Annotated in this window: 12 protein-coding genes; 4 read left to right on the top strand and 8 right to left on the bottom strand. The window is 58.5% G+C overall.

All coding sequences use genetic code 11. The features are described from left to right. Positions 1-135 precede the first annotated feature (135 nt). Positions 136-687, top strand: coding sequence for an NADPH-dependent FMN reductase (locus B5M06_RS16115; protein WP_054067204.1), 552 nt, complete (start codon positions 136-138; stop codon positions 685-687). Positions 688-783: 96 nt separating this feature from the next. Here B5M06_RS16115 and B5M06_RS16110 read toward each other — a convergent pair whose 3' ends face one another. Continuing rightward, positions 784-1,167 (bottom strand): hypothetical protein, encoded by a 384-nt coding sequence (locus tag B5M06_RS16110; RefSeq protein WP_054067205.1) that lies wholly within the window; start codon positions 1,165-1,167, stop codon positions 784-786. A 345-nt stretch (positions 1,168-1,512) separates the two neighbouring features. On the opposite strand from B5M06_RS16110, the gene B5M06_RS16105 reads away from it, so the two are divergent. The 3 genes from B5M06_RS16105 to B5M06_RS16095 all read left to right on the top strand — a co-directional run bounded on the left by B5M06_RS16105 (position 1,513) and on the right by B5M06_RS16095 (position 4,542). Then, the gene (locus B5M06_RS16105) at positions 1,513-2,499 is read left to right on the top strand and encodes a TRAP transporter substrate-binding protein (RefSeq protein WP_054067206.1); all 987 of its coding nucleotides are present in this window, start codon (positions 1,513-1,515) and stop codon (positions 2,497-2,499) included. Between the two features lie 219 nt (positions 2,500-2,718). Next, entirely contained in the window at positions 2,719-3,234 is a 516-nt protein-coding gene (locus B5M06_RS16100) for a TRAP transporter small permease (RefSeq protein WP_054067207.1), read from the top strand. Between the two features lie 24 nt (positions 3,235-3,258). Next, positions 3,259-4,542 carry a TRAP transporter large permease gene (locus B5M06_RS16095; protein ID WP_054067208.1) on the top strand — a complete coding sequence of 428 codons (1,284 nt, stop codon included), beginning with the start codon at positions 3,259-3,261 and terminating at the stop codon, positions 4,540-4,542. A gap of 66 nt (positions 4,543-4,608) precedes the next feature. Here the strand turns inward: B5M06_RS16095 and B5M06_RS16090 are convergent, their stop codons facing one another. The 7 genes from B5M06_RS16090 to B5M06_RS16060 all read right to left on the bottom strand — a co-directional run bounded on the left by B5M06_RS16090 (position 4,609) and on the right by B5M06_RS16060 (position 12,706). Beyond that, positions 4,609-5,310: an ABC transporter ATP-binding protein gene (locus B5M06_RS16090; protein WP_054067291.1), complete on the bottom strand. Its 702-nt coding sequence runs from the start codon at positions 5,308-5,310 to the stop codon at positions 4,609-4,611. 20 nt (positions 5,311-5,330) lie between these two features. Next, positions 5,331-6,101: a high-affinity branched-chain amino acid ABC transporter ATP-binding protein LivG gene (gene livG, locus B5M06_RS16085; protein WP_054067209.1), complete on the bottom strand. Its 771-nt coding sequence runs from the start codon at positions 6,099-6,101 to the stop codon at positions 5,331-5,333. Positions 6,102-6,138: 37 nt separating this feature from the next. After that, positions 6,139-7,386, bottom strand: a complete 1,248-nt coding sequence (locus B5M06_RS16080; protein ID WP_054067210.1) for a high-affinity branched-chain amino acid ABC transporter permease LivM — start codon at positions 7,384-7,386, stop codon at positions 6,139-6,141. Continuing rightward, positions 7,386-8,312, bottom strand: a complete 927-nt coding sequence (gene livH, locus B5M06_RS16075) for a high-affinity branched-chain amino acid ABC transporter permease LivH (protein ID WP_054067292.1) — start codon at positions 8,310-8,312, stop codon at positions 7,386-7,388. The genes B5M06_RS16080 and livH overlap by 1 nt, the downstream gene beginning before the upstream one ends. A gap of 193 nt (positions 8,313-8,505) precedes the next feature. Further along, a complete protein-coding gene (locus B5M06_RS16070) occupies positions 8,506-9,630 on the bottom strand; it encodes a branched-chain amino acid ABC transporter substrate-binding protein (protein ID WP_054067293.1) in 1,125 nt (374 codons plus the stop codon). Between the two features lie 224 nt (positions 9,631-9,854). Next, positions 9,855-10,460, bottom strand: a complete 606-nt coding sequence (locus B5M06_RS16065) for an RluA family pseudouridine synthase (protein WP_240183960.1) — start codon at positions 10,458-10,460, stop codon at positions 9,855-9,857. 50 nt (positions 10,461-10,510) lie between these two features. Further along, positions 10,511-12,706, bottom strand: a complete 2,196-nt coding sequence (locus B5M06_RS16060) for a PAS domain-containing hybrid sensor histidine kinase/response regulator (RefSeq protein ID WP_054067211.1) — start codon at positions 12,704-12,706, stop codon at positions 10,511-10,513. Positions 12,707-12,721: the final 15 nt, after the last annotated feature.

The raw sequence follows: 12,721 nt of genomic DNA, 5'->3' as shown, positions 1-12,721 counted from the left end.
CAGACACAGACGGCTCAAGGCAGAGCGCATTCTGCCTGATTGGCATCCGCAGACAGCGCTTGTAGGTATGTGCCCACGAAGTGCTTCAGGGCAGGGGCGCATAATGGGTCTTCCACCAACTCTGGAGTGATTGTTATGAGCCAAATCCACATCGCCGTGATCGTGGGCAGTCTGCGCAAAGACTCGTTCAACCGCCAGCTGGCACAGGCCGTGATCAAGATGGCCCCTGCCGGGGTGCAGTTCACGCCAGTGCCTATCGGTGATCTGCCCCTGTACAACCAGGATGCAGATGGCAATGAGGTGGCAGCTGTCAAGCAGTTTCGCGATGCGCTGCGCGGTGTGGATGCTGTGCTGTTCGTGACGCCAGAGTACAACCGCTCCATCCCTGGTGTGCTCAAGAATGCGCTGGATCAGGGTTCACGCCCGTACGGGCAAAGCGTCTGGGATGGCAAGCCTGCTGCCGTGATGGGCATGTCGCCCGGCGCGGCAGGCACTGCCATGGCGCAGCAGCACCTGCGCAATGTGCTGTCCTTCCTGAACATGCCCACGCTGGGCCAGCCTGAAATGTTCCTGCAATACAAGGACGATTTCTTCACGGCCGATGGCTCGGTCGGTGAGCGCAGCCATGCCTATGTGCAGAAGTTTGTTGCGCAGTTTGTGGCCTGGGTGGAGCAGCACCGCAAATAAGCAGTGCCTTAAAAAAGATAGCTGCTAGCGCTTGATTTAAAAGGGTTTTAGATATGAAAGTATCTGAAATCAAGGTATATCAAGCGCTGGCAGCTTTTATTTTGATAGTTGCTGTGCGTTTTGGGCGCGGTCAATGGCCTGCGCAATGGCTTTGCCCGTGGCTTGCACGCCAGGCTGGTTAAAGCCTTCGCCTGGTGTCACAGCAGGGTGGGCCAGCAGGTAGGCACGGGTTTCGCGTGCCTCAATGATGGCTGGGTTGGGAGCAGGTGGCGTGTAGGCCGCAGCTTCCCGCGTGCTTGCCAGATAGGTGCGGTATTGCTGCTCCTGCTGGTATCGCTGGGCTGCCTGCTGGTTCTGGGACTGCATCCAGTAGCCGCCCACTACCAGTGCAGCAACCAGTACTACCACCACAGCAACCAGCCACGACACCAGCGCAGAGTCATTGCTGGTCGAGGCGGGGACAGGGGCTCTTGTTGCCATACATCTTTCTCAGGATTTGAAACCAGTGGGCATTGTAGAGAGCTGCGACACATTGGGTAACGATTGTCCCTGAGCAGCAGTGCAAACACTTCGCGGCTGACGAAGGGTGCTTCTTTTTTCGGTAGGTGCGTACAAACACGTAGCGAATCGCAAAAAAACCTCTATTTATTTTTAAGTCATTGTTTTTATTTTTATTTTTTCTTTTGCGAATCAATGCGCAAAAGATGCCCGCAGGCATGCCAATTTGGTGCGTTGGTACATAATTTTCCTTTTTGAGCTTTGTTGCGTGTACTTGTTTCAAGTCAGCACAAGGCTATTTGCTCCATACATGAAGAGGGACAATTCATGGCCTTGATTCGCCGTACTTTTATTGCCGCTTGTGCCAGCGCCGCTGTGACTTTGACTGCTGGTCACGCCATGGCTGCACCCAAGGAAGTCAAGCTGGGTTATGCGCTGGCCGTGAACTCGCACTACGGTGCCGCCGCCAAAGCCTGGGCGGATTCGGTGGAAAAAGCCACCAATAATGCTTTTGCCATCAAGCACTTTCCTTCCAGCGCCCTAGGCGGTGAGCGTGAACTGATTGAAGGCCTGCAGCTGGGCACCGTGGAAGCAGCGATTGTCTCCACCGGCGCACTGAGCAATTTTGTGAGCGATGTGGGCATCGTCGACATTCCCTTCCTGTTCCGCGACACCCAGCACGCCCGTGCAGTGCTGGATGGCAAGTTCGGCCAGGACCTGCTGGCCAAGTTCCAGCAGCGCGGTCTGGTTGCGCTGGCATGGGGTGAGCAGGGCTTCCGCCACCTGACCAATAACAAGGTGTCCGTCCAGAACGTGGCTGACCTGAAGGGCCTGAAGATCCGCGTGACCGAGAACCCCGTGCACATCACGGCTTTCCGCACGCTGGGTGCAGCGCCTACGCCCATGTCCTGGCCCGAAGTGATCAGCGCCCTGCAACAGGGCACGATCGACGGTCAGGAGAACCCCATCTCGGTGCTCACTTCCTCCAAGCTGTGGGAAGTGCAAAAGCACCTGACACTGACTTCTCACGTGTACGCCCCTGTGGTGCTGGTGCTGTCTCCCTCTTTCTGGGGTAGCCTGACCGATGCGCAGAAGGCCGCCTTTACCGAAGGTGCCAAGGCCGGTGCCCAGGCTTCCCGCGCCTTTGTGGATGATGTGGAAGCCAAGGGCGTGGAAATGGCCAAGAGCAATGGCATGCAAGTGGTCGAGAACGTGGACGCCGCTGCCTTCCGCGCCGCCTTGGAGCCTGCTTACAAGCAGTACGCCAAGAAGTTTGGCCAGCAGACGCTGGATGCGATCGCTAACGTGAAGTAAGCAGGCGCATCTGCTGTTTCACTGTGGCCATTCAAAGCCTGCGTGTGCTGTGAGCAGCCCCGCAGGCTTTTTGCTGTCAGCTGCTGCTCGCAGTCCATGCAGTGGATGCAGCGATGTGGTGCATTGGTTCCCGTTCGCTGGCTTTATGCCTGCTGGTCGGGAGTGTGACTCTTGAATGAAAGCGCTGTGGGCGGCTCTGCCAGTCCACGACAACAAGCTATGCTGGATCGCTTTGAACGAGGATTGGTACTGGCCAATCGCTGGTTACTGATTTTTTTGCTGCTGGCCATGGCCTGCATCGTGTTTGCCAATGTGGTGCTGCGTTACTCCACAGGGGATTCCATCATCTGGGCCGAAGAAGTGGCCCGCCACATGATGATCTGGGTGGCCTTTCTGGGTGCAGGTCTGGCGCTGCGTTTTGGCGGCCATGTCGCCATTGACAACCTGCACCGTGCGGTGAAAACGCGCACCGCGCAGGTGCTGCGCAGCATGGTGGTGCTGGGCCTGTCTGCCTTCTTCATCTTCATGGCCGTGGCCTCCAGCGACTATGTCTGGCGCACACGCTTTCAGAGTACGGCCGCCACGGACATTCCAATTTCCTTCATCTACGCCGCCATGCCTGTGGGCTTTGTGCTCATGCTGGTACACCTGCTCCTGATTGCACGCCAGTACATTGTGGCCGGGGAGTATGTGCACTCGGAAGATATTGACAGCGAAGCTGCGGGCTCGCTGTAAGCAGCATCAGAGCAAGGAATCACAATGACTTTGACATTGATTATTGGCCTGGTGGTGCTGATGGTGCTGGGCTTTCCCATCGCGTTTGCGCTGGCGATCGCTTCGGCTATTGCGGTGTTTGTGGGGGGGCGCTATCCGCAGCTGGTCGTCTTCAAGGAAATGTTTACGGGCATCGACAGCTTTCCGCTGATGGCCGTGCCGTTCTTCATTTTTGCCGCTGAACTGATGTCTGGCGGTGCGCTCACGCAGGTGCTGCTGCGCTTTGCGGCGCAGTTTGTGGGCCATCTGCGCGGTGGTCTGGGCTATGCGAACGTGGGCTCGTCCGTGCTGTTTGCAGGTATCTCTGGCTCAGCCCTGGCCGATGCTGCAGGCCCCGGTGCCATGATGACCAAGATGATGGCCAAGGCTGGCTATGACCGTCCCTACGCGGCGGCGCTGTCGGCCAACTCGGCCATCATCGGCCCCATCATTCCACCTTCGATCACCATGATCATCTATGCGCTGCAAGATGAGAATGTCTCGGTGGGCGCGCTGTTTGTGGCGGGCTTTGTACCTGGCCTGCTGATTGCGGCAGCACTGTGTGTGGTCAACTGGTGGGTGTGCAAAAAACGCGGCTATCGCTCTACCGAGCCTCGTCCTTCGGGCAAGGAAATGCTGCTCAACACGCTCAAGGCCATTCCTGTGCTGCTGCTGGTGGCGCTGATCATCATCGGCATCCGCTTTGGCGTGTTCACACCGACAGAGGCTTCTGTGGTGGCCGTGGTCTATGCCTTTATCTGCGGCAAGTGGGTGTACCGCACACTGCGCTGGGATGCCATCCCTGGTATCACGGCGCGTTCGGCACTGCTGACGGCATCGGTGCTGCTGGTCATGGCGGCTTCTCAGCCTTTTGCCTGGATTCTGACCGTGGAGGGTGTGCCCCAATATCTGTCGGAGCTGATCATCAGCTGGGAACTGTCTCCCGTGTTGTTCCTGCTGGCAGTGAACGTGCTGCTGCTGATCTTTGGCATCTTCATGGAGCCCCTGCCTGGCATCATGATTCTGGTGCCCATCCTGGCGCCCATTGCCTATGCCCTAGGCATTGACCCCATTCAGTTCGCCATGGTCGTGGTGGTGAATCTGACGCTGGGCATGATCACTCCGCCTGTGGGGGGGCTGCTGTTTGTGACCTGTGTGGCAACCAAGACCACGCTGACGGAGCTGAACAAGGAGCTGCCGCCGTTCCTGATTGCGCAGCTGATCGTGCTGCTGCTGCTGACCTTTGTGCCGGCGCTGTCGGTGTGGTTGCCCCACTATGTAGGCTTCTAAGACTGGTTCGTACAGAAAAACAGGCATCGCAACGCGATGCCTGTTTTCGTATGGGCGCAGCAGAGGTTAGCCGCCCAGGTAGGCTTTGCGCACAGCATCGTTCTTGAGCAGGTTGGCGCCCGTGTCTTCGAGTACCAGCTTGCCGTTTTCCAGTACATAGCCGCGGTCTGCAATCTGCAGGGCGCGGTTGGCATTTTGCTCGACCAGAAACACGGTCACACCTTCGCTGCGTATGGTCTGGATGATGTCAAAAATCTGCGCAATGATGAGCGGCGCCAGCCCCAGCGTGGGTTCGTCCATCAGCAGCAGGCGCGGTTTGGACATCAGGGCGCGGCCAATCGCCAGCATCTGCTGCTCGCCGCCAGACATGGTGCCTGCGCGCTGGGTGGCGCGCTCCTTCAGGCGGGGAAACAGGTGAAACACGTGTTCCATGCCTGCGGCAATCTCGTCCTTGCTCAGGAAAAAGCCGCCCATCTGCAGGTTTTCAATCACTGTCAGATCCGGAAAGATGCGCCGCCCTTCCGGTGAGATGGCAATGCCACGCTGCATGATGTGGTGCGTGGGCAGGTTGGTGATGTCTTCGCCTTCAAAATGAATGGTGCCGCCCGTGGCGCGCGGATTGCCGCACACGGTCATGAGCAGCGAGGTTTTACCTGCACCGTTGGAGCCAATCAGGCTGACGATTTCGCCCTTGTTGACGTGCAGAGACACCTCATTGACGGCGCAGATGGAGCCATAGTGGGTGCTGATCTGTTCCAGCTCAAGCATGGGGGTAGGCTGCTGCGTCATCAGGACTCTCCCAGATAGGCCTTGATGACCCGTTCGTTGTTCTTGACTTCTTCCGGTGTGCCATGGGCAATGGGTTTGCCATATTCCATGACGGTGATGCGCTCAGACACCCCCATGACCAAACCCATATCGTGCTCGATCAGCAGGATGGCAACGCCATACTGGTCGCGCAGCTGGCGAATCAGCCCCTGCAGATCAATTTTTTCCTGAGGGTTCAGGCCTGCTGCGGGCTCATCGAGCATCAGCACCCTGGGCTCGGTGATCATGCAGCGTGCAATTTCCAGGCGCCGCTGGTGGCCATAGGCCAGATTGCCGGCTTCACGGTTGGCAAAGTCGCGCAGGCCCATGTAGTCCAGCCAGTGCATGCTGCGTTCAATGGCTTCGGCCTCCTGTCTGCGAAAGCTGGAGGTGTTGAACAATCCCGCGAGCACGGAGACCCGCGCTTTCTGGTGCTGGGCCACCATCAGGTTTTCCAGCACCGTCATGCGCTTGAACAGTCGCACGTTCTGGAAGGTACGTACCACCCCTTTGCACGCCACCTTGTGGCTGCCCAGACCGGCAATGCTCTCGCCCCGCAGCACAATGCTGCCGCCGGTAGGGGTGTAGAAACCGCTGATGCAGTTGAACACCGTGGTCTTGCCAGCACCGTTGGGGCCGATGATGCCGAGGATTTGTTTTTCATCGAGGTCAATACTGACGCCATCGACCGCGAGCAGGCCGCCAAAGCGCATGCTCAGGTCTTTGACGCTCAACAAATGGCTGCTATGCATGCTGTGATTTCTTTTTCAATAGGTGCATGGGACGGGCTCAGCTGCCTGCTTTTTGCGGCACTTCCACGTGGGGGCGTGTCACAGGGAATAGGCCCTGCGGACGCCAGACCATCATCAAAATCATGACCAGACCAAAGATCAGCATGCGGTATTCCGAAAACTCGCGCGCCAGCTCGGGCAGCACGGTAATCAGGATCGCAGCCACGATCACACCCAACTGAGAACCCATGCCGCCCAGCACCACGATGGCCAGAATCAGGGCCGACTCAATGAAGGTGAAGGACTCTGGGTTCACAATGCCCTGGCGTGCAGCAAAGAAGGCGCCGCCAAAGCCGGCAAACATGGCGCCCAGCGTGAAGGCTGAGAGCTTGATGCGCATGGGGCTCAGGCCCAGGGAACGGCAGGCGATTTCATCTTCGCGCAAGGCCTCCCAGGCACGGCCAATGGGCATGCGTATCAGGCGGTTGGACACCCACAGGGTGATGACCGCCAGCATCAGCGCCATCAGATACAGAAAGATGACCATGTGCACCGAGCTGAACTCCCAGCCCATGAGCTGGTGGAAAGTCGTGCCACCTTCTACCGTGGGATTGCGTGTCATCTCATAGCCAAAGACAGAGGGCTTGGGGATGCCGGAGATGCCATCTGGGCCGCCCGTCCAGTCGTTCAGGTTGATCAGCAGCAGACGAATGATTTCGCCAAAGCCCAGCGTCACAATGGCCAGATAGTCACCGCGCAGACGCAGTACGGGAAAGCCCAGCAAAAAGCCAAACAGCGCCGCAGCAGCCCCGGCCAGCGGCAGCGATTCCCAGAAGCTCCAGCCCGCCCAGTGAAAGAGCAGGGCGTAGGTGTAGGCACCTACGGCGTAAAAGCCCACAAAGCCCAGATCCAGCAGGCCTGCAAAGCCCACCACAATGTTCAGCCCCAGACCCAGCATGACGTAAATCATGGCCAGCGTGGCAATGTCGATGGCATTGCGACCTGCAAAAAAAGGCCAGCTGATGGCCAGCAGCAAGGCTGCAAAGATCAGTGCGTTATGCAGCTTGGCGGGCAGACTGGGGATGGAAGGCAGGCGTATGCCTTTGGCAGCACCTTTGAGTGCGGGCTTGCAGATTTGCACCACAAACACAATCAAGGTGGCCCAGAGCACGTAGTTCCAGTGCGGGTCCAGCCGCATTTGCCCGCCTACGCGCTGCAGCTGCAGACCAAAAATGGGGGTGACCAGCAAGGCGGTGACTACGGCGGCCATCAGGGCAGGGCCGAGGTTCAGGAGGAGCCGCTTCATCAGACTTTCTCCACTTCAGGTTTGCCCAGCAGACCTGTGGGGCGGAACAGCAGGATCAGCACCAGCAGGCTGAACGCCACAATGTCTTTGTACTCCGAGGAGATATAGGCAGCCGCCAGGGTTTCGGCAATGCCCAGGATGACGCCACCGAGCATGGCACCGGGAATGCTGCCAATGCCGCCGAGCACAGCCGCCGTGAAGGCCTTGATGCCCGCGATAAAGCCGATGAAGGGATTGAGCTTGCCTACGGCCAGCGCAATCAGCACACCGCCAACTGCGGCTAGCATGGCCCCCAGGATGAAGGTGAAAGAGATCACGCGGTTGGTGTTGATGCCCAGCAGGCTGGCCATGTGCATGTCCTGCGAGCAGGCGCGTGAGGCGCGGCCCATGCGTGAGTGCTTGATGTAGAGCGTCAGCAGCAGCATCAGCACCACCACCACGGCAATGATCAGTACGCGGGTGTAGGGCACAAAGACTTCAAAGCCTCCGGACATCTCTATCTGAAAAGCTCCTGGCAGCAGAGAGGGGACCGCCATGTCGCGAGCCCCCTGGCCCAGGGCGACCCAGTTCTGCAGGAAGATGGACATACCGATGGCGGAAATCAAAGCCACCAAGCGCGGGCTGTTGCGCACGGGCTTGTAGGCCACCTGTTCCACGGCAAAGCCATAGATGCCGGTGATGATCACAGCCACGATTAGCATCAGGCCAATGACCATCCAGATGGGAACCGTGCCCTGAATGCCGACGGCCGAGAGCGTGACCAGCCCGACATAGGCACCAATCATGTAGATGTCACCGTGCGCAAAATTGATCATGCCGATGATGCCGTAGACCATGGTGTAGCCAATGGCGATCAGGGCGTAAATGGCGCCCAGCGAGAGACCATTGAAGAGCTGCTGTATCAGCTGGGGAAGAAAATCGTTCATGTGCGCGAGGCCCTTGCAAGCGAAGCAGGCGTTGAACTGAAAAGCCCACAGGCCTGGCTGGAAGCTGCACACGCTGGTCTGGAGCCATGCGGCCAACCCCGCTGTTGCTACAGCCTGGGTTTCTGCCATATCTCTCAGAGTCCGGATAGGCACATGTGCAGTTTGGAAAAGCGCTGTGGGCTCAGACGGGCAATTACTTGGTCGCAGGGGTCTTGCTGCCGTCCTTGTGCCACTCGAAAACCTGGAAGTCGAAGGAGGTCAGGTCTCCTTGCTTATTCCATGAGACGGGGCCGATGACGGTGTCAATCTTGGCCTGGTGCAGGTAGTCAGCCACCTTCTTGGGGTCGTTGCCTACGGCCTTGATGCCATCAGCCAGTGCCTGCGCTGCGGCGTACGAGGTCAGCTGGAAAGCACCGGAGGGGTTGCGTTGCTTGTCCTGGAATGCCTTGACGATGGCTGCATTTTGCGGATTGCTGGAAAAGTCTGCGGGCAGCGTCACCAGCATGCCTTCCACCGCATTGCCTGCAATGGCGTTCACCTCGGGGTTGCCCACGCCTTCAGGGCCCATCATGCGCACTTTCAGGCCTTGTTCGGCAGCCTGGCGCAGCAGCAGCCCCATTTCAGGGTGGTAGCCACCGTAGTAGACAAAGTCCACGCCTGCGCTCTTGAGCTTGGTGATGATGGCCGAGTAGTCGCTGTCACCGGCATTGATACCTTCGAACAGCGCCACTTCTACATTGGCTTTTTTCAGCTCATCACGTACGGAAGAAGCGATGCCCTGGCCGTAGGACTGTTTGTCGTGCAGCACGGCCACCTTGCTGGGCTTGGCTGTTTCAATGATGAACTTGGCGGCCGATGGGCCTTGCTGGTCATCGCGGCCGATGGTGCGGAAGATGTAGTGGAAGTTCTTGCCTTCCGTCAGCGCCGGGGAGGTGGCAGAAGGGGTGATGACGACGACGCCTTCGTTGTCATAAATGGGGGCCGCAGCAATGGCCGCACCGGAGCACACGGGACCAATCATGTAGCCAATCTTGCTATTGACCACGCGGTTGGCCGCTACTGGACCCTGCTTGGGTTCGCAGGCATCATCAACAGTCACCACTTCAATGGTTTTGCCATTGATGCCGCCTGCGGCATTGATCTGCTCCACAGCAGTGAAAACGCCTTCCTTGACCATGTCACCATACTGGGTCAGTGGACCCGTAGCAGGGATGACCATGGCGAACTTGATGTTCTCTGCATGAGCCTGGATACCCGCAGTGGCCCCCAGCAGGCCCAAAGTGGCAACGACAGTTTTTAAACGGAGTGAAGCACGCATCATCGAATGTCCTCTCGTAAGTTGGAAACCAAGCATTTGCTGGAAAATGATCTGCAAATTGCATGCCTGTTACTGACGGGACAAGCTTATGAAGGCGCCCTCGAATGGTGCAATCGGGTTTCTATCTACCGGATGCTGCGTTGCAGAAAAAAATGAGCGGAAGCTGTGCATTCTCAAGCTGCATGCAGAAAAATTGTGTGCGCTCGCTCCTGCGCACAGGCTGTTCAAAATGGCGCAGGGCTTTCGATGTACAGCTTCTGCCCCGTAACGGGGTGTGGAAACTCCAGCACGGTGGCGTGCAGACACAGGCGATCGGACATCTGTGCAACAGGTGCTGGGGCATACAGTGCATCCCCCAGCATGGGGTGGCCGATGTGGCTCATGTGCACCCGCAGTTGATGGGAGCGGCCAGTGATGGGCTCCAGCCACAGCCTGGTACAGCCAGCAGGCACACCATCCTGACTGGGATGGCGCAGATAACGGGTCTGGCTGGGCTTGCCGATGCTGTGATCGACGATTTGCAGCGGACGGCGCTCCCAGTCACAGATCAGGGGCGCATCCACCATGCACCAATCCGGGGTGAGCACGGTGCCATGCACGATGGCGGTGTAGCGCTTATGGATGGTGCGTGCGGCAAAGGCATCGCCCAGCAGGCGCTGTACTTCCTTGTTGCGGGCAAAGATGAGCAGGCCAGAGGTGGCCATGTCCAGGCGGTGTACGACCAGCGCGTCCGGCCAGTGGAGCACAGCGCGGTGGATCAGGCAGTCTTGTTTGTCAGGGCCACGGCCGGGCACGGAGAGCAGACCTGCGGGTTTGTCCAGGACGAGCAAGTGCTCATCCTCATAGAGGCAAGAAGGGCGAATTGTCGTTAGCAAAGTTTTCAGGCACCAGGTCGGATGAGGCGGTCCACGGTTTCGCAAAGCTCGTCCACATCATTGGGCTTGTAGATCAGTGCGAGCGCACCGGCAGCAATGGCCTGCGCCTCAATTTCAGTTGTGATGTAGCCAGAAGCCAGTGCAACAGGCAGGTCGGAGCGAATGGTCTTGGTATCCCGCACCAGATCTACGCCGCAGTAGCCCGGCATGTTGTAGTCAGTGACGACCAGGTCGTACGCAAAAGGATCTTTGCGCAGGGCTTCTGTGGCTTCTCTGGGATCCAGAAAGCCAGTGACCTGATAGCCCCGGCGGCGCAGCAATCGCTGAACCAGCGACACGAGCGCCTGGTCATCATCCACATACATGACATGCTTGCGCAGGTCTGGCTCTGCGGCTGCCTGTATTGCTGGCACAGCGCATACCGACTGTTTGCTGGCATGCGCGCTGGTCGTGCGTTTGGATGTGCTGTCCTGGGCTGATACTGGAAAGTACAGCGTAAATGTGCTGCCCTGCCCCAGTCGGCTGTTGACATCAACGGCACCGCCATGGGTGCGCATGACACCGTGCACTACAGCAAGGCCCAGGCCCGTGCCCTGGCCCACGGGCTTGGTGGTGAAGAAGGGCTCAAAAATGCGCTGCAATGTTTCAGGTGCTATGCCCGGGCCGTTGTCTCGCACGGAGATGACGATGTAGTCGCCCAGTGGCAGACCAAGGCGGTCGCACAGGCGTTGCTCCGACAGGCTCAGGCTGGCTTGCAGCTGAATCAGTCCACGGTTTTCACCCAGTGCATGCACGGCATTGGTGGCCAGATTGAAGATGGCCTGTTCCACCTGGGTGGGGTCTGCCAGCATGCAAGGGAGGTCAGGTGTAGCGTCGACCTGCAGCTCAATCGCTGGAGGCAGGGTCACACGCAACAGCCGCTCTGTGTCTCGCATGACTTCGCTGGCATCTATAGGGTAGCGCTTGGGAGGTTCATTGCGGCTGAAGGTCAGGATCTGACGCACCAGATCACGGGCACGGCGGCCGGCCTTTTCAATTTCCAGCAGACTTTCCAGTGCCTGCGGGTTGTGGCCGCAATCGGCCTTGGCCAGCTCGACGTTACCGAGAATGGCACCAACGATGTTGTTGAAGTCGTGGGCAATGCCGCCAGCCATGGTGCCCAGCGCCTGCATCTTGTGGGATTCGCGCAGCTGCAGCTCTAGCTCGTTGCGCTGCGCCTCGGCACGCTTGTGGCTGGTCAGGTCGCGGGCAAAGACCGTGATGATCTCGCCATCAGGCAGACGGTCAAAGGACAGGCTCACTTCCACAGGCACACTGTTGCCTGTGGCAGTCAATGCAGACATTTCTCCGAGTGTGACCTGGGTGGTCAGCGGCGCCAGATCCAGCGCATGCATGGCCTCGGGAAGAAAGCGATCCAGTTTGCTGCCCAGGGCATCGGTAGCCGGGCAAAGGAACAAGGTGGCAGCTGACGGGTTGAACACCGTAATGCGGTGGTCCTGGTCTACACAGATGATGGCGTCCAGTGACGAGTTGATGACGGACTCAAGCCGGCGCTCACTGGCATGCAGCTGTTCATTGCGATGCAGCAGCTGCTGGCGCTCGGCCAGCAAAGGGCTCTGGTCCACCAGAGCGCACATGAACTGCACGATCGAAGGGCCATCGCGCTGCGGAATCTGGATGCAGGCGATGTGCAGATCGCCCTGAATCTGTTTGCCATTGCCTAAAGTGAAGATGACGGCATGCGCTTCACTGCTGCCCTCGAGCCGCGCTGCTTCAAAGGCCTGGGTGACGCGGCCTACATCTGTAGGGCAGACATAGGGCATGAAGGACACCAGCAGCCTGTCATGGCCCTCGGCCTGGAAGGCATTGTGTGCCATGGCATTGGCCTGGATGACCATGTCATGCTTATCGAGCACCAGCAGCGGCAAAGGTACGCTGGAGAACAGTGCTTCAAAACGCTCAGAGGCACTTTCTGCCACGGCCTGGCTGTAGTCCAGCACCTTGTTCTGGATTTCCAGCTCGTTCTGGTAATTGCGCAGCTCAGCAATCAGTGCAGCAACGGGATCGTCATCAGGCAGTCTGTCTGGGATGTCGAAGTCGGGCAGACCATCCAGTGACAGCCTCTCCAGGTCAGAGGTGTCGCCGGATTGCGAGGAGGGGTCTTCGCGATTGATGAGAAAGGAGAGGTCTGGGCGGCTCATAGGAAACAGCGCAAG

Origin of the sequence: Comamonas kerstersii, assembly GCF_002056725.1 — a bacterium.
Taxonomy (GTDB): Bacteria; Pseudomonadota; Gammaproteobacteria; order Burkholderiales; family Burkholderiaceae_C; genus Comamonas; species Comamonas kerstersii.
This window is presented reverse-complemented; position numbering and strand designations above follow the sequence as displayed.